This window comes from Halorientalis brevis (assembly GCF_023077655.1).
Window position 1 is genome coordinate 316,920 of sequence record NZ_JALLGV010000008.1, and the last position, 21,054, is coordinate 337,973.

Annotated in this window: 23 protein-coding genes; 11 read left to right on the forward strand and 12 right to left on the reverse strand. The window is 66.0% G+C overall.

Annotation, left to right across the window (positions count from 1 at the left end; all coding sequences use genetic code 11):
• Positions 1-2 precede the first annotated feature (2 nt).
• Positions 3-1,373 (reverse strand): bifunctional hydroxymethylpyrimidine kinase/phosphomethylpyrimidine kinase, encoded by a 1,371-nt coding sequence (thiD, locus tag MU553_RS19610; RefSeq protein WP_247380815.1) that lies wholly within the window; start codon positions 1,371-1,373, stop codon positions 3-5.
• A gap of 216 nt (positions 1,374-1,589) precedes the next feature.
• Between thiD and MU553_RS19615 the strand changes: the two genes are divergently transcribed.
• Positions 1,590-1,742 carry a hypothetical protein gene (locus tag MU553_RS19615; protein WP_247380818.1) on the forward strand — a complete coding sequence of 51 codons (153 nt, stop codon included), beginning with the start codon at positions 1,590-1,592 and terminating at the stop codon, positions 1,740-1,742.
• A gap of 49 nt (positions 1,743-1,791) precedes the next feature.
• Here the strand turns inward: MU553_RS19615 and MU553_RS19620 are convergent, their stop codons facing one another.
• Positions 1,792-2,823: an AIR synthase family protein gene (locus tag MU553_RS19620; RefSeq protein ID WP_247380820.1), complete on the reverse strand. Its 1,032-nt coding sequence runs from the start codon at positions 2,821-2,823 to the stop codon at positions 1,792-1,794.
• 199 nt (positions 2,824-3,022) lie between these two features.
• Between MU553_RS19620 and MU553_RS19625 the strand changes: the two genes are divergently transcribed.
• Complete coding sequence (locus MU553_RS19625; protein ID WP_247380822.1) at positions 3,023-3,946, forward strand: ABC transporter ATP-binding protein; 924 nt, start codon at positions 3,023-3,025, stop codon at positions 3,944-3,946.
• Positions 3,943-4,791 (forward strand): ABC transporter permease subunit, encoded by an 849-nt coding sequence (locus MU553_RS19630; RefSeq protein ID WP_247380826.1) that lies wholly within the window; start codon positions 3,943-3,945, stop codon positions 4,789-4,791. Before MU553_RS19625 ends, MU553_RS19630 begins: the two co-directional genes overlap by 4 nt.
• Positions 4,792-4,820: 29 nt before the next feature.
• Here MU553_RS19630 and MU553_RS19635 read toward each other — a convergent pair whose 3' ends face one another.
• Positions 4,821-5,216 (reverse strand): CopG family ribbon-helix-helix protein, encoded by a 396-nt coding sequence (locus MU553_RS19635; protein WP_247380828.1) that lies wholly within the window; start codon positions 5,214-5,216, stop codon positions 4,821-4,823.
• Between the two features lie 100 nt (positions 5,217-5,316).
• Between MU553_RS19635 and MU553_RS19640 the strand changes: the two genes are divergently transcribed.
• On the forward strand, positions 5,317-6,219 hold the full coding sequence (locus MU553_RS19640; protein WP_247380830.1) for a hypothetical protein: 903 nt from the start codon (positions 5,317-5,319) through the stop codon (positions 6,217-6,219).
• Between the two features lie 25 nt (positions 6,220-6,244).
• Here the strand turns inward: MU553_RS19640 and MU553_RS19645 are convergent, their stop codons facing one another.
• Complete coding sequence (locus tag MU553_RS19645; RefSeq protein WP_247380833.1) at positions 6,245-7,123, reverse strand: EamA family transporter; 879 nt, start codon at positions 7,121-7,123, stop codon at positions 6,245-6,247.
• A 112-nt stretch (positions 7,124-7,235) separates the two neighbouring features.
• Here MU553_RS19645 and MU553_RS19650 point away from each other — a divergent pair, with 112 nt between their 5' ends.
• Together MU553_RS19650 and MU553_RS19655 are read left to right on the forward strand one after the other, a co-directional pair.
• Entirely contained in the window at positions 7,236-8,126 is an 891-nt protein-coding gene (locus MU553_RS19650; protein WP_247380836.1) for an NAD(P)-dependent oxidoreductase, read from the forward strand.
• Positions 8,127-8,235: 109 nt separating this feature from the next.
• On the forward strand, positions 8,236-8,457 hold the full coding sequence (locus MU553_RS19655; RefSeq protein WP_247380838.1) for a hypothetical protein: 222 nt from the start codon (positions 8,236-8,238) through the stop codon (positions 8,455-8,457).
• Between the two features lie 17 nt (positions 8,458-8,474).
• Here the strand turns inward: MU553_RS19655 and MU553_RS19660 are convergent, their stop codons facing one another.
• Positions 8,475-9,623, reverse strand: coding sequence for an MBL fold metallo-hydrolase (locus MU553_RS19660; RefSeq protein ID WP_247380932.1), 1,149 nt, complete (start codon positions 9,621-9,623; stop codon positions 8,475-8,477).
• A gap of 90 nt (positions 9,624-9,713) precedes the next feature.
• Entirely contained in the window at positions 9,714-11,003 is a 1,290-nt protein-coding gene (locus MU553_RS19665) for a cbb3-type cytochrome c oxidase subunit I (RefSeq protein WP_247380841.1), read from the reverse strand.
• A 276-nt stretch (positions 11,004-11,279) separates the two neighbouring features.
• On the opposite strand from MU553_RS19665, the gene MU553_RS19670 reads away from it, so the two are divergent.
• Complete coding sequence (locus MU553_RS19670) at positions 11,280-11,480, forward strand: hypothetical protein (RefSeq protein WP_247380844.1); 201 nt, start codon at positions 11,280-11,282, stop codon at positions 11,478-11,480.
• A gap of 126 nt (positions 11,481-11,606) precedes the next feature.
• On the forward strand, positions 11,607-11,804 hold the full coding sequence (locus MU553_RS19675; RefSeq protein WP_247380846.1) for a DUF8073 family membrane protein: 198 nt from the start codon (positions 11,607-11,609) through the stop codon (positions 11,802-11,804).
• 9 nt (positions 11,805-11,813) lie between these two features.
• On the opposite strand, the gene cydB is transcribed toward MU553_RS19675, so the two are convergent.
• From cydB to MU553_RS19705, 6 genes are all read right to left on the reverse strand, one after another.
• The gene (gene cydB, locus MU553_RS19680) at positions 11,814-12,821 is read right to left on the reverse strand and encodes a cytochrome d ubiquinol oxidase subunit II (protein WP_247380849.1); all 1,008 of its coding nucleotides are present in this window, start codon (positions 12,819-12,821) and stop codon (positions 11,814-11,816) included.
• Entirely contained in the window at positions 12,814-14,214 is a 1,401-nt protein-coding gene (locus tag MU553_RS19685; RefSeq protein ID WP_247380851.1) for a cytochrome ubiquinol oxidase subunit I, read from the reverse strand. Before MU553_RS19685 ends, cydB begins: the two co-directional genes overlap by 8 nt.
• 75 nt (positions 14,215-14,289) lie before the next feature.
• The gene (locus MU553_RS19690; RefSeq protein ID WP_247380853.1) at positions 14,290-14,979 is read right to left on the reverse strand and encodes a peroxiredoxin; all 690 of its coding nucleotides are present in this window, start codon (positions 14,977-14,979) and stop codon (positions 14,290-14,292) included.
• Positions 14,980-15,161: 182 nt separating this feature from the next.
• Positions 15,162-15,998 (reverse strand): helical membrane plugin domain-containing protein, encoded by an 837-nt coding sequence (locus MU553_RS19695; RefSeq protein ID WP_247380856.1) that lies wholly within the window; start codon positions 15,996-15,998, stop codon positions 15,162-15,164.
• A gap of 2 nt (positions 15,999-16,000) precedes the next feature.
• A complete protein-coding gene (locus MU553_RS19700) occupies positions 16,001-17,179 on the reverse strand; it encodes an NAD(P)/FAD-dependent oxidoreductase (protein WP_247380857.1) in 1,179 nt (392 codons plus the stop codon).
• Positions 17,180-17,379: 200 nt separating this feature from the next.
• Complete coding sequence (locus MU553_RS19705; protein ID WP_247380860.1) at positions 17,380-18,468, reverse strand: rhodanese-like domain-containing protein; 1,089 nt, start codon at positions 18,466-18,468, stop codon at positions 17,380-17,382.
• A 231-nt stretch (positions 18,469-18,699) separates the two neighbouring features.
• Between MU553_RS19705 and MU553_RS19710 the strand changes: the two genes are divergently transcribed.
• From MU553_RS19710 to MU553_RS19720, 3 genes are read left to right on the forward strand one after another with little or no spacing between them, the layout of a single operon-like run.
• Positions 18,700-19,875, forward strand: a complete 1,176-nt coding sequence (locus MU553_RS19710; protein ID WP_247380862.1) for an MBL fold metallo-hydrolase — start codon at positions 18,700-18,702, stop codon at positions 19,873-19,875.
• Between the two features lie 21 nt (positions 19,876-19,896).
• Entirely contained in the window at positions 19,897-20,046 is a 150-nt protein-coding gene (locus MU553_RS19715; RefSeq protein ID WP_247380863.1) for a DUF7512 family protein, read from the forward strand.
• A 2-nt stretch (positions 20,047-20,048) separates the two neighbouring features.
• Positions 20,049-21,044 (forward strand): sulfite exporter TauE/SafE family protein, encoded by a 996-nt coding sequence (locus tag MU553_RS19720; RefSeq protein WP_247380865.1) that lies wholly within the window; start codon positions 20,049-20,051, stop codon positions 21,042-21,044.
• The last annotated feature ends 10 nt before the right edge of the window (positions 21,045-21,054 follow it).

A 21,054-nucleotide genomic window follows, 5' to 3' on the forward strand; every position in this document is an offset into this window, starting at 1 on the left:
CTCTACTCGTCCGATTCCAGTTCGTCGAGCACGCTGAAGACGCGCTCTGTCAGCGTCTCGGCGTCCGCTGCCAGCAATTTCACGATGGCTTCTTTGCCCACCTCTCCCCGGTCGATGACGGCCACGGGCGTCCCGTCGGCCGCCCGGAACGCTCGGCGTGCGCCCCACTGCATCGTCGAGCCTTCCTCGGCTTTCACGTCCGCCGGTTCGGCACTTCGATCGTACTCCGCGACGGGACCGTCGAGGACGCCGAGTGCGTCTTCCACCTCGTCGTCGAACCGGCAGTTGACCGCAAAGCGCAGGTCGCCGTCGAACTCCCGGGTCGAGAGCAAAAAGCGCGCGACGTGACTCGACGCCCCGAACCGCACGCCCCGGTTCGGCTTGACGCCCGAGAGCGTCTTCGTGATTCTGCCCTCGACGGCAGCGGTCTCTTCGGGCATTTCCGCGTAGGGCGTCGCGGCCACGACGTTCATGCCGACTTCGGGAACGAGGCGGCGCACGTCGCGGTCGACGAACTGCTCGACGACGCTTTCGACGGCCTCCCCCGTAGGGTCTCTCGCGGCGTCGTTGCGGACTTCGACCATGTGGTGGACGCTGCCGGGTCCCTCGCCGACGTCGAGCGGGTAACGGACGCCGCGGGCCAGCAGGTCGATGCCCGACGAGACGGCCTCCGTCAGGTCCGCACCCCGTGCGAGGTGTGCGGTGATGGCGCTGGAGAGCGTACAGCCCGACCCGTGCGTGGCGTCGGTGTCGACGCGCGGGTGTCTGAACGTCTCGACGGTCTCCTCGGTGACGAGCACGTCCACGACGGCCTCGCCCGGGACGTGCCCGCCCTTGACGAGCGCGGCGTCGGCGCCCATCTCGACCAGTCGCTCACCCGCTGCTCGGCAGTCGGCCTCGTCCTCGGGCTCGACGCCGGTCAGAACGGCCGCCTCGTCGGCATTGGGCGTCACGAGCGTCGCCGCGGCGACGAGGTCCTCGTAGGCGTCCTCGGCGTCCGGTTCGAGCAGCCGGTCGCCCGACGCGGCGACCATCACCGGGTCCACGACGAGGGCCGGCAGGTGGCCGGTGTACTCCCCGACGAGGTCGATCACGTCGCTCGTCGCGAGCATCCCAGTCTTGGCCGCGCGAACGTCGAAGTCGTCGAGGACGGCCTCGATCTGCGCCGCGATTTCCGACGTAGGCAAGCGGTGCGAACTCTCGACGCCCCGGGTGTTCTGTGCGGTGACGCTCGTGACCGCGCTGGTGCCGAACGCGCCGCAGGCCTCCATCGTCTTCAGGTCGGCCTGAATGCCCGCGCCACCGCCGGAGTCGCTGCCAGCGATGGTCAGTGCAACCGGCGGTCGGTCGGGTGCAGCCTGGCGTGTGGTCATACCCGCTATCTGGGCGGGCAGTAACTAAGATGGTGGCGATACGCCCCGCATTCGCCGCGTCTGCCGGCGATTCCGCGGGGAACAACGTGCCCTAATATCGCCTAGTATGCTAATCAATTTCTAGACTACATTCAACGCAACGCTTATGTTTGTGAACCGTTCCCAATCGAGTAGCTGCGGTTCGGCGGCGCTGCCCGTCACCGCGCACGAAAGACCATGGAAGAACAGACTGTCGATTCAGACCTCGAACAGCACGGATCGTTTGCAAGCTTCGAAACCGCCGACGGCGACCTCGTCATCTATAACCGGGGCGACCCGACGTCGTGGTTTCAATCAGACACCGTGACCGAGGTCCAGGACTGGCGCTGACTGCGGTCGATCTATCGGTTCAGCCGTTCTGACGGACACGACGATCTCGCTATTCGTCCGCCGATTCCAGTTTCTCGGCGTACTCTTCCATCGCGGCCCAGAACGGGTCCGCGCCCGGATGGTCGGTGTTCTCGCCGTCGACGACGAGTCCCGAGCCGTCGCGGACCTCGCCCACGTCCGCGGCGGGAATGCCCTCGTCGGCAAGCGCACCGAGCACGTCGTCGACCCCGTCCGGATCGACCGTCAGCAGGAGCGTTCCCTCGCTGATCGAGATCCAGGGGTCGATGCCGAAGAACTCGCAGGCTTCTATCACGCCCGGCTGGACCGGGACCCGGTCGGTCTCGATGTCGATCCGGACGCCTGCGGCCCGTCCCATCTCGAAGAGGCCGCCGTAGATGCCACACTCCGTGGCGTCGTGCATCGCCGTCACCGGTCCCGCGGCCGCCGCCGTGAGCGCGTCTTTGACGGGACTCATGTCGTAGAACCGGTCTTTCGCGTTCTGGATCGTCTCAGGGTCGAGTTCGCCCTCCAGCAACGATTCGTACTGGATCGAGAGCAGCCCAGTCGCCTCGATGGCCGGCCCCTTCGTGACGACGACGCGGTCGCCCACGCGTGCGCCGTCTGGGCGGACCAGCTCGTCGGGATCGCCGACTGCGATGGGGGTCGCGCCGCCGACCATCGGGTAGTTACAGCCGGCGTAGCGGGCGGTGTGACCCGTCACGATGGAGACGCCGAGGTCTCGGGCCTCCTCGTCGAAGGTCTCCCAGACCGTCTCGAACTCCGCGTCAGTGATCTCCGGCGGGAGGTTGAAGTCGACCGACAGGTGCGTCGGCGGCAGTCCCGAGACTGCCACGTCACTCATGAGAATGTGGAAGGCGAACCACGCCGCCCGCTCGAACCCGAGCGAGGGCATGACGAACACGGGATCGGTCGCCATGACGACGGCTCTGTCGGCGACCTCGATCGCCCCGAAGTCCACGCCGTGTTGCGGCCCGAGCGTGACGTCGTCCCGGTCGGCGCCGAGGTGCGGGTAAATGTACTCGTCGAAAAACTCCCTGTCGACCTTCCCGAGTTCGCTCATGACCGAGTGGTACCTGCGAGTTGCACTTAGACGTACCGCTGTCGAGTTTGAGGATCGCCACGGCAACTCTGTGGGGATCTCGACGCGCGTGCCCGTCTGTGCTCGCTCGGTTTGCGCCGCTCCCGTGTGGTACCGCATGACTCAAACGAGTCTTTCACTCAACCCTGGTTTCTAGTCCTCGGATTTCGTCTCTCACCACATGACTGCGATCCGGACTGAACAGCTGACGAAACGGTTTGGCGGCTTCACTGCGGTCCGCGATCTCACGTTGCGTGTCGACGACGGCGAGGTGTTCGGGTTTTTAGGGCCGAACGGTGCCGGGAAGTCCACCACTATCGACATGCTCCTGGATTTCGTCCGGCCGACCAGTGGTGAACTCACCGTTCTTGGGCACGATCCACGCACCGAACCGCGTGCGGTTCGCGAGCGGATCGGTATTCTCCCGGAGGGGTACGACCTCTACGATCGCCTCTCGGCCCGTCGACACGTCGAACTCGCGATCGAACTGGCGGCGACCGACGACGATCCGGACGCCGTTCTGCGCCGCGTCGGACTCGCTGACAGCGCGGCTCGATCGGTCGGTGGCTTCTCGAAGGGAATGCGACAGCGACTCGCGCTCGGGATGGCGCTCGTCGGTGAACCCGACCTCCTCGTCCTCGACGAGCCCTCCAGTGGACTCGACCCGCAGGGGGCAAAAGAGATGCGTCAGTTGGTCCGCGAGGAGGCTGACCGCGGGGCGACGGTGTTTTTCTCCAGCCACATTCTCGACCAGGTCGAAGCCGTCTGTGACCGCGTCGGGATTATGAACGACGCTGAACTCGTCACCGTCGACACGGTCGATGGACTTCGATCGGCGACCGGGTCGACGTCCACGCTCGTGGTGTCCGTCGACAACGCTCCGGACGTGGGTCCCGTGCAGGAAGTCGAGGGCGTCAGCGACGTGACCGTCGTCGACGACACACTGCGGATCGACTGCGATGATCCGGGCGTCAAAGCGACCGTCATCTCGCGGATCGAACGTGCGGGCGCGACTGTCACTGACATCGACGTCGACGAAACGACGCTGGAGGACGTCTTTGTCGAGTACACGGACGAGACCGCTGCGCCGGAGGTGCATGAATGACGTTGCCAGTCCTGGCAATCGCCGCGAAGGACTTCGAAGACGCCGCCCGCTCGAAACTGCTGTGGGGACTCACCCTGGTGTTGCTCGTCGTGACCGTTCCGAGTTTTCACAGCCTGTTGCACTCCCCGTTCATCGACGGCGCAGTGGACGCCGCCGAGTGGCTCCCGGGTGCGTTCGAGAACTACGTCGCACCGCTCGCCATGATCGCCGCGTACCGGTCCGTCGTCGGAGAACGTGAATCCGGCAGTCTCAGAGTCCTGTTCGGCCATCCCGTCACGCGTCGCGATCTCGTCGCCGGAAAAGTGCTGGGGCGCGCCGCACTCGTCGCGCTCGTGTTGCTGATCACGACGCTCGGGCTCGGCATCGCCGTCGTCGCAGTGTACGGTACCCTCCCCATCGCACTGTTCGTGGTGAGTGCTCTGTACGTGATGGCCTACGGTGCGGTCTGGGCTGCGGTGACCGTCGGTGTCTCCGCGGCTGTCACTTCACGACTGCAGGCGATCGCGGGCATGCTCGGCCTCTTTCTCTTGTTCGGGCCGTTCCAACTCTGGCAGGGAATCGCACTTCCGCTCGCGGCACTCGCGCTCACAGGGAGCGCGTCAACCGCGAGCATCAGCCAGATCGATCCGACCACGTGGCCGGCGTGGTATCCGTACGTCCAGCGACTCAACCCGATCCAGAACTTCGTCCACAGCCGCGAGTTCGTCGCCAGCCTGGGTGATCCGTCTATCGGCTACCTCGGTGAGCTTCGGCTCCAACTGTTCGGGCTCGCGGTGTTACTCGCGTGGGCCTTCGTCCCGCTGGCGCTGGGGTACTGGCGATTCGAGCGTGCCGACCTCGCCTGACTGCAAGCCTCGTGGTCGGTCCCGGGTCGCTACTCGTCGTCGTCGGGGATGACCATGAGCTTCACGCGCCGGACGCCGTCGAAGTCACGAAGCCGATACGTGAGTTCGCGCACGCGCTCGGCCGGGCCGCGACAGAACAGCGACTCCAGACACCACTCGCCCTGGTGGGTGTGGCTCGTGTTCAGAATCACGTCCTGGTAGTCGTGCTGGACCGTGTGGAGGTCTCTGATGACGTCGTGGTGACGGTAGTCGAAGCCGACGAGCGCAACGACTTCGCCCGTCGTGTCTTCGAGCCGGGTGTGGACCTCGATGTACTCCAGCATCGCCTCTCGGACCGCTCGCGACCGGTTCTCCATGCCTTCGGCCTGCCACACCCGGTCGAACTCGTCGACGATCTCGTCGGGAATGTTGAAGCTCGTCCGCATACCGAGTGGTGTGCGTCGCTCCCACAAGACTCCTCGGTATGACGATACCCCGGTTCCGGTATTAACAACCCCTAAACGTGCGATCCACCGTGTTTCGGGTATGGCGTTGTTCCAGGCGGAATCGCTCGGCCTGCTCATCGGCGCGGTCGTCCTCGGCGCCGTCCACGGGGTCGAACCCGGCCACGGCTGGCCCGTCGCCGCGTCGTACGCACTCGACCAGTCAAACAAGTGGGTCTCCGGGTTCGCAGCGAGCCTCCTCATCGGCGTCGGCCACCTCGTCAGCAGTCTCGCGATGGTGGGCGTGTTCTTCTACGCGAAATCGTACTTCTCGCTCACCCAGGTCAACGAGCCGATCACGGTCGCCGGCGGCGTCCAGCTCGGCGGTCCCGTCAGTCTCGTCGCTGGCGTCCTGCTCATCGCGCTTGGGGTTCGCGAGTACCGCCACGGCCATTCCCACGGCGACGGTGGTCACGGCCACGATGACCACGGCCACACCGGAGCCGTCGACAAATTCGACGGCGGACACGCCCACGACAGTGCCACCGTGACTCTCGACGAGACGCCGGCCCACGCGCAGCACGACCACGGAGCGCACGGCCACTCCCACGCTCACCCCAGCGACGACCACGCCGATGCCGGGCTGTTCGCTCGGCTCGCTGGGCTGCTCCCGTTCGTGGGTAGCCACTCGCACGCGCACGGCTCCCTAGATGACGCAGCTGACCGCGGCCTGCTCGGCATCGCGTGGTTCGCGTTCGTGCTCGGGTTCGCCCACGAGGAAGAGTTCGAGATCATCGCCATGTGCGCCGGCTCGACCATGTGTCTCGAACTGATGAGCGTCTACGCGCTCACGGTCGTCCTGGGTATCGTCGCTCTGACGCTGGCCCTGGTCGCTGGCTATCAACATTACGAGGACGAGGTCGAGAAGTACACGCCCTACCTGCCGGTGTTCTCCGCGGCCGTCCTCGTACTCATGGGCATGGGGTTCATCACTGGCCTGTTCTGAGACCGCGCGCACCCGTCTCTGCCGCTCACCCGAGCGTGATCAGCGCGATCCCGCCGACCGCCAGCCCCGCCGCAGCCAGTCGCGTCCGGAAGTGCGATTCGTCGAGCAGCAGGCTTCCCAGCACGACTGCGACGACGGCCTGGGTGTTGACGACCGGCGAGACGACGCTGGCCGGCAGCGTCTGGAACGCCGTCGCGATGAGGTGCTGGCCGCCAGCCACGAGGAGCCCGGCGGCCAGGAGCTTCACGGCGTCATCGCGCGCGTCGACCGTTCCCCGATGGCGAACCGCGAACGGGGCGACCAACAGCAGGACCGTGACGAGCATCACTGCGACGAACGTCTCCGGCGGCACCGCCAGCTCCTGCATGCTCACGCGCTTGCCCACGTCGACGACGCCGAACGTCGCCGCGCTCAGGAGCGCGAAGCCGGCCGCGCGGTTCGTCGCGATCCGACGCAGCGGGCCGATCAGCGACCCCGTCCGGTAGTTGGCGACGTACACCGCCAGCGTCGCGACGACGACGCCCGCGATCTGCAGCGCCGAGAGCCGCTGGTCCAGGAGGACGACCTCCAGTGGCAGGACGAACACGGGCACGATCTTCGACAGCGGCGCGACGTACGACACGTCGCCGATGGCCAGCGCGTGGTAAAAGGAGAGCAGTGCGACGCCGGTGAAGACGGCCGTCCCTGCGAGCACGGCGACGCCAGCGAGGTCCAGTGACGCGGGAACCCGCTCGTCGGCGGGCACCGTGAACAGGACGACCGGGAGGTACCACACCAGGCTCGTAGTGTTCGACAGGGCGACGTACAGGACGGGCGGGTAGTGACTGAAGTATCGCTTGACGACGACGAGGTAACAGCCCAGCCACAGCGCCGCCGCGACCGACAACAGCAGTCCCTCGTTCACGACTCAGTGCTCGGGAGTGCCCTTTGTCTCGCTGTCGGTTCGTCGATCTCGGCCGGCGCGGGCCGTCGACTGAAGGGGAGCTTACAAACTGTGGGCGGCCGTAATCGCGGGTATGGACCGAATCGGCTTCGTCGGTCTCGGTGCGATGGGTGAACCGATGGCGTGGAACGTTCACGGCGCGGACTACGACCTCCACGTCCACAACCGCACGGCGGCCGCGATGTCCCCGTTCGCCGCTGAGGGCGTCGCTACCCACGACACCCCCGCAGACCTGGCGGCGGCAGTCGACGCCGTCGTCGTGATGGTCACCGGCCCCGACGCGCTCCGGGCGGTCGTCACCGGCGACGAGGGGGTCATCGAGGGGCTCGACCCAGGGACGGCCGTCGTCAACACCAGCACCGTCTCGCGGGAGGCGACCGAGGAGGTCGCGAGCACGGTCGAAGGGACGGGTGGACGCTTCGTCGACGCCCCGGTGCTCGGAACCGTCGGCCCCGCCGAAGCGGGCGAACTGCTCGTCCTCGCTGGCGCGTCCGACGACGTGCTGGCGGACGTGCGGCCGCTGCTCTCGGTGTTCGGCGACGTGCGCCACGTCGGCGACGTCGGCGAGGGGACGAGCACGAAGTTGACGACGAACCTCCTGCTCGGGGTGATGATGGAGGGGTTCTCGGAGGCGCTGGCCTTCGCCGAGGGACAGGGACTCGACACGGACGAGGTGCTCGACGTGATCCAGAACGGCGTTCTCGGAGCGCCGCTGTACGACTACAAGGGACCGGTCGTCAGCGAGCGAGACTTCACGCCGCAGTTTCCCGTCGATCTCCTGTTCAAGGACCTGAACCTCGTCCTCGACGCCGCCGGAGAGGACGGCACGCCGCTCCCTGCGGTCGGTGCTACCCGTGAAGCCACGAGTGCGACCCGGGCGCTCGGCCACGGCGAGGAAGACATGATGGCGCTCGTCAAGCACCTCGAAGCCGTGACCGGGCGGACGGTCGGTTCCTCGGACTGAACGACGTGGGACCAGCGAAGTCGGGCTCTCTCGTTTCTTTCGGCAGAACAAGCCAGGATTTATCTGGAGCGGTGATGGAGCTTCGAATGGCTGATTGACACGTCTATCCATGAAACTCGACCTACTGAAACGGACGAACGGCTGGCTGCTGCTGGCTGGGTTCGTCTCGACTGTGTCTGTCGTGCCGTGGCTGAAAACCAAGGACTACGGACTGGCCGGAGTGGTCGTCCCGCTCGTGTTGTTCGCCCTCAGTGCCGTCGGCGCGAGGGCGGAACGCCGCGACGTCGAACGGAAGCTTCGCCGAGCCAGAGAGCCGAACTCTGCGAACTGACCCATCCGGTGTGGCTCTCAGGCCGCGCAGTTGTTCGGCCCGAGTTCGAGTTCCGTCGCCTCGCTCTCGTCGGCGGGCGCTTCGAGCCCCTTGTTGATGGCGATGATCCGCTCGTAGTTGGGTGGCTTCTCCGGGGTCTGGTCGGTGAGTCGCTCGACGAACGCCTCCCTGTCCAGTCCCAGCAGGTCGAGGTCCGACCGGAGGTCGCCGAGTCGCGCCGCGATCGGATCGCCCGGGGCGGCGACCTCGTACCGTCCGTCGGTCGAAACTGAGACGTGGCCCGGCAGAACCGTCGTGTCGTCGGGGAGGTCGAGGATCGTGTCGTGGAGCGAGTCGTACAGCAACTCCGCGCCCGTCGCGGCGTCGGCGTCGCCGAACTGCAACTCCGTGCGGCCGACGGATTCGACGAACAGCGTGTCGGCCGTCAGCAGCGCCTCGTCGTTCACGCGGTAGTTCATTACGTCCGAGGTGTGGCCCGGGGTGTGGAACGCTTTCAGTTCCACGTCACCGAGTTCGAGCGCGTCGCCGTCGGCGAGCGGTTCGTACTCGTAGGCGACGTCCCGGTCGGCGGCTTTCTCACCGAGGTGGTACGGCACACCGAGCGAGTCCGCGAGGTCGCGCCCGCCCGAGATGTGGTCGGCGTGGACGTGCGTGTCGATGACGTGCTCGATCGTGAGGCCGGCCTCCTCGGCGACGATCTTGAACTGGTCCGTCTGCCTGGTCGCGTCGACGACGGCCGCCTCGCCAGTTTCGGCCGAGCCGACGACGTAGCCCAGACAGCCCTTCGCGCGGCGCTGGAGCTGGACGAGCACGAGGTCCTCGGAACTGGTTTCGATTGGAACGACCTCGTACACCTCGCTCCAGTCCTGCATGCCGCCTTTGACGACGGCCACGTCCTCGAAGCCGTGCTGTTCGAGCGCGAACCCGAAGCCGGTCGAGGTCAGTCCCTTCCCGCAGATCGTGACGATCGGCCCGCCGTCGGCCCTGCTGCGGACGCGGTCGAGGTCGTCCTCGGAGAGTTCGTCGCCGGGCCCGAACGGAACGTTCTCGGCGCCGTGGATGTGCCAGGCGTCGTAGCTGTCCGCCGGTCGGGTGTCGAACAGCGTGAACGGCTCCCCGGCGTCCAGTTTCGCGGCGAGTTGCTCGGCGGTGAGTTGATCGATCATCCCGTGCGTCATTCGGCGTCCACGCTCTTTGGGGTTCGTTCCGAACGGAGGAAGCTGCAACCAGGTGGCCGTAACGGGCTACGGTATCCCTCAGCCGAGTCCCGGGAGCCAGGCGAGGCCTGGTCGTCGCTGGGCTATGATCTGTCCGAGTTGATAGCCCCAGATCAGCAGGATGACTGTCCAGCCGACGCCGAACAACTGGGTGGCAATCGGCTGGTTCTGGAAGAAAAAGCCCAGTCCCGTCAGGAACACGGCGCCGTTCCAGGTGCCGACCATCCACGTCGGGAGGACGTCGAGCGTGCCGTCCCGGGGTACCATGTCCGAGAGCGTTCCCTGGCCTTCAGTCGCGTCATCGTGCAGGCACGGCAACGTCCGGACGGTGACGAGCAGCCCGGCCATCGCAATGGGGAGCGCCCAGCCGAGAAAGAAAAAGTGGAGCGCGCCCTGTTCGATCCACGCCGACTCGATGCCGAGCGGGACGCCGAAGAGGATGAACGGCGCGAAACTGGCCGGGCCGAGCACCCAGACCTGCGCAGCGAGTACCGACTGGGCGACGCCCGACCCAGTTCCGGCGAGGTAGGTTTTGACGAGCGTGTAGCCGTACAGGAGGAAGCCGCTGGCGTACAGCACCAGGCCCGGCGCCGTGACTGTTCGTCCCAGCCCGAGCCACGGGCCAGTGATTAGGGGAACGATGCCGGCGATGAACAGCCACGACGAGTACGCCCGCAGGCGTTCGCTGTAGAGATCGGCGTCGACGAGGCGCGGGAAGAGGTCGTACAGCGTGGCGATGGCGGCCAGGCCGAGAAAGCCCCAGCCGTTGGCGTGAACGTGGGCTTCACGCAGCCCGTCCAACCCACCCGGCACGTCGACGGGGTGGCTGAACAGGCCGAACGCGTAGACGATCCCAGCCAGGAACACGGTGAGCGCGGCGACGTACGTGCGGACGGTCACGTCGCGCCACCAGCGTCGCTCGCTTCGCCACCCCATCGCCAGGAGACTGCCGAGGACTGCGAGCACGGTCACGAACACGAGGATCGTTCCGAGGTCGAACCACGCCGGACGGCCGAACGCCCGGCCGTACCAGATCGCGGCGAATCCGCCGTTCAGGCCAGCGAAGGGACCCAGGACGGCGCGTCGACCCGGGGCCGGCTGATCGAGTTTGCGTGCGGCGAACTGTGGGAGCATCCCGAACAGCAGTTGCGTGAACCCGCCGACGGTCACGAAGTGGACGTGACTCCAGCCGATCCAGCTCACTGTGGACACCAGATCGACGGCCTGGAGGCCGTTGTAGGCGGCCAGCAGGAGGCCGCCGCCGAAGAAACCGAGCGCTGCGACGTGAAAGGGCGTCAGCCGCAATCCGCTTCGGCTCGTGGCTGCCATGGTGGTCCGCGTACGGTCCGAACGTCGATCACTGCTCGGCCGAACACGTGCGGGTCGGCCCGGACGCCGACAGAGAGCGCCGGAATCGACCCCGTGACGGCATGCGGCCGATACGATCTCGCACCGTCCGCGACCGAGAGCTCGCTGTCGGTCGCTGGGTGCGGCCGGCTCGCAATTATTTCCGGGACCGACGGCACGCCGGCCGAAACGGCCAATAATATCCCGCAGACCGCTACTTTAGCCGGTTCGGTGGCTAGTAACGGATGTGATCAACTGATGTCACTGATAGATCGTCGCGAGCGGTTCGACATGCCCCTGTTCGTGGCCGGCACGGTGATGGTTCTCGTGAGCCTCGGTGCGGCGGCCTGGATGCTCAGGCTCGGCGACATCGTCACGGCGCTTGGCCTCGGCCTGCTCGTCGCCGCCGGCCTGTTGCTGGCGGGCATCGGACTGTCGCCCGAGACGACGACGCACTGACCAACACCCTCGTTATCGCTGGCCTCCTTCGAGACGCCATGATACGCACGTCACTCTGCAGTCACGGTGATGTATCGCTCCGTCCCAGTGTCGCGTGTGGCCGCGGCCCGCTGGATGTGAGTTCCCGTGCGTGACTCCGAGTCCGTCGACGTCGCGACGTGGATGCTCGCCCTCTCGGGGGTCGTCATCGCGTTTCTCGTCGGCGTCGGCCTGTTGCAACTGTCGATCACCGGCGATCTGGGCTCGTTCTTCCGCAATCTCGGGATCGGGCTGCTCCTGTTGCTGTTTAGCGTCGGCTTCTATCGGAAGTGGCGTGAGACGTAGGCGAGGTGCCTACGCGTAGGATTCGTTTTCTTCGACTGGGCCGCTGAACGCCGAGTACAGCACGACGAAGTACGTCACGACCAGCGGCAGCAGGAACGCCGCGCCGATCGACGAGAGGTTCAGTGGGAGCGTCGACACGATTGCGTCACCGACCGTCAGCCCCGTCACCGGGTCGACCAGCGGGAACAACAGCGTCGCGACGAGCGCGACGAGGCCGTACACCTGGCCGGCGACGGCAACGAACGCCAGGTAGGGGCGGTCGAGCCGGCCAGCGACCACGTGCCCGACGGCCAGCAGCACGGTCAGTCCGAGCAGACCGAGCGTCGGGAGCGAGAACAGTTCGACGTGGGGTGCCGAACCGCTGCCGACGACCAGCGCCGCGACGGCCAGGACGAGATAGGCCGCCTGCGCGAGGTAGCCGAGCGGCCGCGCTTCCAACTGGACGTCGCCCCGCGTCTTCAGCCCGAGGTAGACGGCGCCGTCGACGACGGTGAGCGCGACGACGGCGAGCCCCGTCAGCACGCTCGCGACCGACGCGACGCCCGCGACGCCGAACAGCCAGTTCCCGACGAACACGCCCAGGAAGAACGGCGCCGTGACGCTCCCGACGACGAACGCCTGCCCCCAGCGGCGCTGCCACTCCTCGTCGTGGCGCTGTTCGTACATCTCCGGCGCGAGGCCGCGGAGGATGAGCGCGCCGAGGATGGCGAACATCAGCAGGTAGTGGCGGCTGAACAGGTCGGCGTACACCGACGGGAAGACGGCGAACAGCATGCCGCCGAACACGACGAGCCACACCTCGTTGCCGTCCCAGAAGGGGCCGATGGCGGCCAGCAACTGCTCGCGCTGGGCGTCGGTGCGGCGCGTTGCGAACAGCGCGCCCACGCCGAAGTCGAACCCGTCGAGAAACAGGAAGGTTCCGAAGACGGCGAACACCAGCGCGAACCAGAGTTCCGGGAGCGGCAACCCGAACAGCGGCTCGTCGGCGAGGCTCAGTGGCGTCATCACGTCAGTCATCGCTCGGGACGACCTCCCTGCTGGCGCTCCCGTCGTTTTTCGGCGTCGCCGGCTTCGTCGGCGCTTCCTCGCGGATCAGACGCACAACGACGTACCAGTAGAGGACCAGTAGCGCCGAGTACACCCCGACGAAGCCGGCGAGCGTGGCGAGCGCTTCCGTCCCGGTCAGTCCGGGCGAGACGCCGGCGTGGGTCTTCATCACGCCCTGGATGACCCACGGCTGGCGCCCGACCTCCGTGACGATCCAGCCCAACTCGACGGTGAGGATGCCCAGCACCGACGACCCGACCAGCGCCTTCGCCAGCAGGTCGTCGTCGAACAGGTCGCCCTGGAGCCACCGATACCCGCCCCAGAACGCCAGCAGGATGAACCACATGCCGAGCCCGACCATCGCTCGGAACGCCCAGAACACGATGGCGACCGGCGGACTCTCGGTGGGAATGTCGTTCAGTCCGGTGATGGTCGCTCCGGGATCACCCCCGCTGGCGAGCAACGACGCGACGAAGGGAATCTCGATCACGAACAGGTCCTCGGCGTGGGGATCGGTGATGTCGTCCAAACTCGTCGGAAACGCCAGCAACTTCAGTCCGACCGAAGAGTCGGTGTCGTACTGTGCCTCCATGGCGGCGAACTTCTGGGGCTGGGTTTCGGCGACGTGGCGGCCGTAGGCGTCGCCGTGGATCGCCTGGAACGGGGCCGTGACCAGCAGAACCGCGAGGCCGGCCTTCATCGTCTTCCGCCAGAACTCCGTGTCGCGGTTCGTCCAGACGAAGTAGGCGGCGACGCCGGTCATGAACAGCGCGACCGACAGCACGGCCGCGTTCTGCATGTGGACGTACATCCACGGGAAGCGGGGGTTGGCGTACGCCGCGATCGGGTCGACCAGCGCGATGATCGGCTGGCCGCTCTCGCGGGCGACCTCGAAGCCGCGCGGGGTCTGCATCCACGAGTTGGCGATCAGGATCCAGACGGCCGAGAGCCACGTGCCCAGGCCCACGAGGACGCTCGACAGCATGTAGAGCCGGTCGGTGACCCGGTCACGGCCGAACACGAAGATGCCGAGGAACGTCGCCTCCAGCATGAACGCCATCATGCCCTCGATGGCGAGCGGGCCGCCGAACAGTTCGCCCGCCGCCGTCGAGAACGCCGCGAAGTTCGTCCCGAACTCGAACTCCAGGACGATGCCCGTCACGGTGCCGACGACGAACGAGATCGCGAAGATCTTCGTCCAGAAGGTCCGGAGCTGTTCGTACACCTGTTCCTCCGTCCGTATCTCCTTCCACGTGAAGTAGATGAGGAAGGGCGCTAACCCCATGCTCATCACTGGGAAGATGATGTGGACTATCGTCGTCACCGCAAACTGAAGTCTGCTGGCGATGACTGGATCGATCATACTTAAATTGGAGTCGTTGTCGGGGTCGCGGCTGTCACCGCGCGGGTGTCGCCTGCGTGCTGTTGACCGCGCTCGTTACTGTTCGCGCGTGACGAACCACCAGTCGTAGTAGTCCGTGTCCTCGCGGTCGGCCACCTCTTCCTTTCGGGCCTGGGCGTCAGCTTCGGTCCCGGGCGGTGACAGGAGCACGCGGTCGTCGAACTTTTCGTTGTTCGGCCAGTCGGCCGGTGCGGCGACGCCGGCGGCGTCGCTCTTCTGGAGCGCGCGCAGCGAGCGGAGGATCTCGTCGATGTTGCGGCCGATCTCCATCGGGTAGGTCAGGCGCAGCCGGACCGTGCCCTCCGGATCGACGATGAAGACGGTGCGAACGGTTGCCGTTCCTGCGCCCGGGTGGAGCATGCCGAGCCGCTCGGCGACCGTTCCCTGGTCGTCGGCGATGATCGGGAACTGGATGTCGACGTCGAGGTTGTCGCGGATCCACTCGGTCCACTTGATGTGCGAGTGGACGCGGTCGACCGAGAGGCCGAGCAGTTCGGCCTGCAACTCTTCGAACTCCTCGCGACGCTGCTCGAAGGCGACGAACTCCGAGGTACAGACGGGCGTGAAGTCGCCGGGGTGACTGAACAGGACGAGCCACTGCCCCTCGTACTCGTCGGGGATGGTCAACTCGCCGTGGGACGTCTCGACCGTCATTTCCGGGAACTGATCGCCGATGCCAGGCGTCTCGACAGCCGATTCGTCCGCGGATGCTGGTTCCTGTGTCATCCTACTTCCGAATTGGGAGACGACCCATTAAACTGGTCTTCTACGAACTATCTTTTCGGACTCTCGTACAACGTTTGCGAACTAGAAAACATTCTTTCCGGTATCTGGCCCCGGTGGTCCGGGCTGCGAGTGTCGGTGGGAAGCCTGCGGTGTCGAATCCGACTCGGCACCTGCCCACGGCGTCAGTCCGATTCCTCGAAGGAGACGCTGCCGAGGCCGCGGGCGGCGGCGAGCAACCGACCGAGCGCGCGCCGGATATCGGCGTCGAACAGCGCGCCCAGGAGCCCGAAGAAGCCGACCGGCTCGGGGTCTTCCGTGGCGAGTCCGTCGATGGTGGCACCGAGGGCGTCGGTGACCTTCGGATCGCCGAGCGTCTGGACGAGGGCGATCATGTTGCCGGCGTTCCGGCCGAGTTCGTACATCTCGACCTCGTTCTCGGCGTGGGCGTCCGCGAAGCCCGCCGCGGCCATCCGGAGATCGCGGATGACGTTCCGGTTGTCCTGGGCGACCTCGCGCAGTTCCGGCGTGAGATCCATCGCGAGGTCGTGGGTCGCGTCGAGCAGTTCGAGCAGGTCGGCGAGCGTGTCGGCGTTCTCGCCCAGGCGTTCGAGGAGCGCGAGCGTCTCCTCGCTCTCCAGCGAGTATCGCAGCCGTTCGATGACGTCGCGGTTCTCCTGGATGGCGACTCGGAGTTCCGGCACGAGGTCGTCCGTGAGGTCCTTCGACGCGGCGAGGACGTCGAGCAACTCGACGAGCGTGTCGGCCTCTTCGCCGACGCGCTGCAGGAGGACGAGCGTCTCCTCGCGCTCGAAGGCCAGCCGTAGTTCGCTGATCGGTTCGCGGTTCTCCCGGACCGCCTCGCGGAGTTCCGGCGCGAGGTCCTCGGCGAGTTCTTCCGTCGTCGTGAGCAGTCGAAGTAGCTCCGCGAGCTCCTCGTCGTTCTCCTCGATGGCTCGTGCCAGTTCCGACGCGTCGTCGGACGCGACCGCGGCGTCGGCGGAGTGTGAATCGCTCGCCATTGTTATGGGAGGGGATCGTAGCCGCGCAGCCAGGAGTCCCAGTAGAAACTCGGGAGGACGTTGACGTCCATGATCCAGTTCATCCGGCTCTCGACGGGCGCGGAGATGCTCTCCTCGTAGTCGAACTCGGCGACCATCGCTTTGCCCTTCTCGGTCAGCAGCGGACAGGCGGCGTACCCTTTGTACTCGGCGGTCTGGCGCTTGTCCTCCATGTGGGCGGTGAGGTTGTCGAGGACGACGTGGGCCTGTTTGCGCGCTGCGGCGGCCGTCTTCGCGTTCGGCGTGTTGCAGCCGTCACCGAGGGCGAACACGTCCTCGTACTCGGTGTGCTGGAGCGTGTGCTCGTCGACGCTGACGTACTCGCCGTCGTTTTCGACGTCGTCCTCGGTCAGTGGCGAGTGCTCGGTCAGCGCCGGCTGCCCCTCCTGGGGCGGCACCGGCGCGTAGAGGTCGTACTCCTGTGTGTCGCCTTCGTTCGAGTGGATCACCTGCGCTTCGGGGTCGATCTCTTCGACCGTGAAGTTCAGGTTGGCTTCGATGTCGCGGTCGGCCCAGATCTCTTCGAGCTTCTCGCGGTAGGGCGAGACGCCGAAGACGGCGTCGCTGCCCTTGGTCATGACGACGTCGACGTCGTCGCGGATGCCCCGGCGGCGGAAGTAGTCCTCGGCGAGCATCGTCATCTTCAGCGGGGCGCCCCCGCACTTGATCGACGTGTCGGGGACCGAGACGACGAACGTCCCGCCGTCGAACTCTTCGAGCGCGTCGCGCAGTTCCATCGCGGCCTCGAAGTGATAGAAGGGGTAGACAGAGTCGGTCTCTTCCCACCCTTCGAGCATCCCAGGGGTCGCTTCGGGTGCGAGCCGGTGACCCAGCGCGACGACGAGGTAGTCGTAGGAGAGGTCGCCGTCTCCGAGGTCGACGACCTTCTCGTCCGGGTCGACGCCCGTGACCTCGTCGTGTACGAACTCGACGCCGCTCCGGAGCAGTTCGCTTACCTCCCGGAACTGGTCGTCGGGCTCCATGTACCCGTACGGGAGCAGGTAGAACGACGGCTGATAGGCATGTTCTGTACTTTTATCCACAACACTGATTTCGGCGTCGGTGCGGTCCAACCGGCGGCGAAGCATGTTGGCGGTCATCGTGCCGCCGACGCCGGCACCGAGCACGACTATGTGATCCATAGACATCCGTTGTTGGGCGGTGTTGTACCTGAACGCTGAGGTAGCTGAGACAATGTTGGCGACCTCGGCGCGAGGGCGAACTTGCGGAAAAGGTTGCTGACAGCTGGGTCCTGTCGCCGAACCTGACGGTACGCAGCTGTGATCAGTCCGACCGAGCCCGGAGAAATGGTGCGTTCAGAACGATTCGCGATCGGTCCCGGTCACTCTTCGATCGAGTCGCAGGTTTCGATGGGGACGTCGACGAGGTTGCCCCATTCGGTCCAGGAGCCGTCGTAGTTCGCGACGTCCGGATAGCCGAGCAGCTCCGAGAGGGCGAACCAGACCAGCGCCGACCGCTCGCCGACGTTACAGTAGACGATGATCTCGTCCTCTTCGGTGATGTCCGCCTCTGCGAACGGGCGCTCGAGCGCCCGCGGATGTTCGAATCGGCCACATTCTCGCACGACGCTCTCCCACTCGATGTTGACCGTCCGCGGGATGTGGCCGTTGGCGCGAGCGGGTGCGTCCGCTTCCCCGCAGTACTCCTGGCGTGACCGGACGTCGACGATGGACACGTCCTCCGAGAGGGCGTCCTGCACGTCCTGCCGGTACGCCCGGACGTGGTCGTTCGGGGGTTGTGCCTCGTACTCGACGGGGGTCACGGACGGCGTCGTTCCCGTCATCGGGAAGCCGTTCTCCGTCCAGTAGTGTTTGCCGCCGTTGAGCAGTCGGACGTCTCGGTGGCGGTAGTACTTCAGCGTCCAGTAGACGAACGCTGCGAACTCGTTGAACTCGTCGCTGTAGAGGACGACCGTGCTGTCCGGGGTGATGCCCCGCTCGCCGAGCATCGTTTCGAGCCGGTCGGCGCTCGGAATCGTCCGCGTCCCGGCATCCAGGAAGTCGGCTCGCGGGTCGAGCTCGACGGCGCCCGGAATGTGGCCGTCGTCGTACTCCGTCGAGATCTCGACGAGCCGGAGGTCTGGATCGTCCGTCTTGAACTCCGACAGTCGGTCGTACGCGCTGTCCGGTCTGACGAGCACCTGCTCCGGGTAGCCGGTTCGGTCACGCCCGATCGACCGAAAGCTAATGCTGTAACAGGTCTGTCGCCCGTCGTGAAGCGCCGGTGCCGCCTCGATGAGGTTCTCCTCCTCGAGCTGAGTGAGTCCGTAGCGCGCCGTCCGGGAACAGAGGAGCGTCTCCTCCGTGATCTGCTTCAGCGTCATCGACCCCTCCCGCGACAGCGTCTTGTAGATGAATTTCGAACTCGGCGGCAGGTCCATCAGCGCTTCCTCGACGTCTGGGGTTTGCATTGGTTTTACAATACTCTCTAGCGGATTGCGCGTAAAGACCTTACTGGTACCGTCGTCTCGAGTGTCACGTTTCGCACGCGAATATCGGTGTCTCAGTTCGTGGTAGCCGAGTGATGTCCCGGAAGTTATTTCGGGTACTTTCTCCGATACCCGTTCGTTCTCAGTATCTAAGAGAAATTATTCTCCCCGCTCGAATCGTTTTACGTGGGCTGTCGGTACAATACAGCGACGATGGTCGAGACAATCACGGCAGAACAGCTGAGAGATATGATCGACGCCGACGAGGACTTCGTCCTCTTCGATACCAGGTCCCCGGACAGTTACGCGGACTGGCACATCGCTGACGCCGAGAACGTGGAGTACTCCGGCGACGACGACGAACTCGTCGGCGAGTTCGACGCGGACGACCTCGACGCGGGTGACACGGTCGTCACCATCTGTGCGACGGGCAACTCCGCCAGCAGCTTCGCCGAGTACCTCGAACGCGAAGGCCTCGCCCACGACGTCAAGACCGTCGAGGGCGGCATGGAGGCCTGGAGCATGGTGTACGACGTTGCACCCATCGCCACCGAGAACGACGACCTCGTCGTGCTGCAGCTCCAGCGACGCTCGAAGGGCTGTCTGGGCTACGTCGTCGGCTCGAAGCGCGCCGGCGAGGCCGCCCTCGTCGACGTGACCCGGGCCACCGACGAGTTCCTCGACGCCGCCAGCGAGTACGGGCTGAAAGTCACGCGCGTCCTGGACACACACATCCACGCGGACCACATCTCGAAGGGCCGCGAACTCGCCGACCGCCTCGACGTGCCGTACCACCTCGGCAAGCCCGCCGAGACGCGTGACCCCGACTTCGAGTTCGACCCCATCGAGCCCAACGACGTCGTCGAACTCGGCGACGTCGAGATCAAAGCCGTCCACACGCCCGGGCACACCACGGGCATGACCTCCTACCTCGTGGACGACGAGGCGCTGCTCACCGGCGACACGCTGTTCGTCGAGTCCATCGGTCGGACGGAGCTGCAGTTCGCGGACCAGGACGCCCGCGACGGCGCGCGCGTCCAGTACGAGACGCTCCACAAGGTCATCATGACCGAGTCGAACGACGTGAAGATCCTGCCGGGTCACTTCTCGGTCACCGACGACGGCGAGTACATCGACGTGACGCCCGGCCAGCCGATGTTCTCGACCGTCGGCTACCTCTGGGAGAACAACGAGATCCTCCGGATGGACGAAGACGAGTTCGTCGAGCACATGTTCGACAACCTCCCGTCGAAGCCGCCGAACTACGAGCAGGTCATCGCGACCAACGCCGGCGAGTACGAACCCGACGACGACGACGAGGAGACCGAACTCGAACTCGGGCCGAACCGGTGTGCTGCCACCTCTGACAGCGCCGTCGCCGACGACTGAGGGAAATCACTCTCCACTATCATGTTTGGAATCGAATCCCTCTCTGGAAACGCACACGCCGCCGCCCTCGTGGGCCTGGTCCTGCTCGAAGCGATCGCGCTCTACGTCGGGTACGGCGCGCTCGAACGAGCCCTCGGGACGTACGTCATCGACCTGGTGCGGGGTGAGTAGCGATGGAACTACTCGGAATGAGTGCTCTCATGCTGGGGACGTTCACCGGCTTCGGCCTGCTCATCGGCATCCTGTTCGGCTTCTTCGGCATGGGCGGGTCGTTCCTCGTCACCCCGGCGCTGCTGGTCATGGGGTTCCGGTCGGAGGTCGCGGTCGGCAGCGGCCTGGCCTTCGTCTTCGGTACCTCCGTCATCGGGGCGCTTCGACACCGCGGCCTCGGCCAGGTCGACTACAAACTGGCAGTGCTGATGGTCGTCGGCATGACGAGTGGCATCGAGGTCGGGAAGTACGTCATCGAGTTCCTCAGTGCGCTCGGTGCGCTCGACCTGTTCATCAGCGTCGCCTACATCGGCCTGCTGGCGCTGGTCGGACTCATCACGCTCCGTGACGCGCGGAGCGAGTCCACCGGCGAGGACGACGAGGGCGGGTTCGCCTCGCACCTGCAGGACATCCGGATACCGCCGCTCGTCTCGCTCAACGGCGGCGCAACCGTCTCGCTCTGGATCATCCTGGCCGTCGGCTTCGGCATCGGCGTCCTCTCGGGCATCCTGGGTGTCGGTGGCGGGTTCCTCCTGATGCCAGCGATGATGTACGGCTTCGGCGTGCCCGCCGCCGTCGCGGTCGGGACGGACATCCTGCAGATCACCCTCTCCGGCGCGTTCGGCGCGTTCACCTACGCCCAGTCGGGCTACGTCAACATCCCGGTCGTCGCCGCACTGCTCGGCGGGAGTGCTCTCGGCGCCCGCATCGGCGCCGCGGCGACGAGTCTCGCCGACGAGGACGACATCAAGGGGTACTTCGCCGCGATGCTGCTGGCCGGCAGTCTGGCCGTCGCCAGCAAGAACCTCAGCAACCCGCTGGGGATCGACGCGCTGGAAACCGTGAGTATCGTGCTCATCCTGGGCTCGGCCCTGGTAGTGAGCGGCGCCGTCGTGCTCAGCAGCGTCCGCGAACTCCGGACTACCGAGGGTCCGTCGACCGGCTCGACGGCCGACTGACGCCCTCTCT

What these genes read in the sequence shown, in the direction of transcription:
- thiD (WP_247380815.1), bottom strand. Translation starts at nt 1,373, where the DNA reads ATGACCACACGCCAGGCTGCACCCGACCGACCGCCGGTTGCACTGACC.
- MU553_RS19615 (WP_247380818.1), top strand. Translation starts at nt 1,590, where the DNA reads ATGGAAGAACAGACTGTCGATTCAGACCTCGAACAGCACGGATCGTTT.
- MU553_RS19620 (WP_247380820.1), bottom strand. Translation starts at nt 2,823, where the DNA reads ATGAGCGAACTCGGGAAGGTCGACAGGGAGTTTTTCGACGAGTACATT.
- MU553_RS19625 (WP_247380822.1), top strand. Translation starts at nt 3,023, where the DNA reads ATGACTGCGATCCGGACTGAACAGCTGACGAAACGGTTTGGCGGCTTC.
- MU553_RS19630 (WP_247380826.1), top strand. Translation starts at nt 3,943, where the DNA reads ATGACGTTGCCAGTCCTGGCAATCGCCGCGAAGGACTTCGAAGACGCC.
- MU553_RS19635 (WP_247380828.1), bottom strand. Translation starts at nt 5,216, where the DNA reads ATGCGGACGAGCTTCAACATTCCCGACGAGATCGTCGACGAGTTCGAC.
- MU553_RS19640 (WP_247380830.1), top strand. Translation starts at nt 5,317, where the DNA reads ATGGCGTTGTTCCAGGCGGAATCGCTCGGCCTGCTCATCGGCGCGGTC.
- MU553_RS19650 (WP_247380836.1), top strand. Translation starts at nt 7,236, where the DNA reads ATGGACCGAATCGGCTTCGTCGGTCTCGGTGCGATGGGTGAACCGATG.
- MU553_RS19655 (WP_247380838.1), top strand. Translation starts at nt 8,236, where the DNA reads ATGAAACTCGACCTACTGAAACGGACGAACGGCTGGCTGCTGCTGGCT.
- MU553_RS19660 (WP_247380932.1), bottom strand. Translation starts at nt 9,623, where the DNA reads ATGATCGATCAACTCACCGCCGAGCAACTCGCCGCGAAACTGGACGCC.
- MU553_RS19665 (WP_247380841.1), bottom strand. Translation starts at nt 11,003, where the DNA reads ATGGCAGCCACGAGCCGAAGCGGATTGCGGCTGACGCCCTTTCACGTC.
- MU553_RS19670 (WP_247380844.1), top strand. Translation starts at nt 11,280, where the DNA reads ATGTCACTGATAGATCGTCGCGAGCGGTTCGACATGCCCCTGTTCGTG.
- cydB (WP_247380849.1), bottom strand. Translation starts at nt 12,821, where the DNA reads ATGACTGACGTGATGACGCCACTGAGCCTCGCCGACGAGCCGCTGTTC.
- MU553_RS19685 (WP_247380851.1), bottom strand. Translation starts at nt 14,214, where the DNA reads ATGATCGATCCAGTCATCGCCAGCAGACTTCAGTTTGCGGTGACGACG.
- MU553_RS19690 (WP_247380853.1), bottom strand. Translation starts at nt 14,979, where the DNA reads ATGACACAGGAACCAGCATCCGCGGACGAATCGGCTGTCGAGACGCCT.
- MU553_RS19695 (WP_247380856.1), bottom strand. Translation starts at nt 15,998, where the DNA reads ATGGCGAGCGATTCACACTCCGCCGACGCCGCGGTCGCGTCCGACGAC.
- MU553_RS19700 (WP_247380857.1), bottom strand. Translation starts at nt 17,179, where the DNA reads ATGGATCACATAGTCGTGCTCGGTGCCGGCGTCGGCGGCACGATGACC.
- MU553_RS19705 (WP_247380860.1), bottom strand. Translation starts at nt 18,468, where the DNA reads ATGCAAACCCCAGACGTCGAGGAAGCGCTGATGGACCTGCCGCCGAGT.
- MU553_RS19710 (WP_247380862.1), top strand. Translation starts at nt 18,700, where the DNA reads ATGGTCGAGACAATCACGGCAGAACAGCTGAGAGATATGATCGACGCC.
- MU553_RS19715 (WP_247380863.1), top strand. Translation starts at nt 19,897, where the DNA reads ATGTTTGGAATCGAATCCCTCTCTGGAAACGCACACGCCGCCGCCCTC.
- MU553_RS19720 (WP_247380865.1), top strand. Translation starts at nt 20,049, where the DNA reads ATGGAACTACTCGGAATGAGTGCTCTCATGCTGGGGACGTTCACCGGC.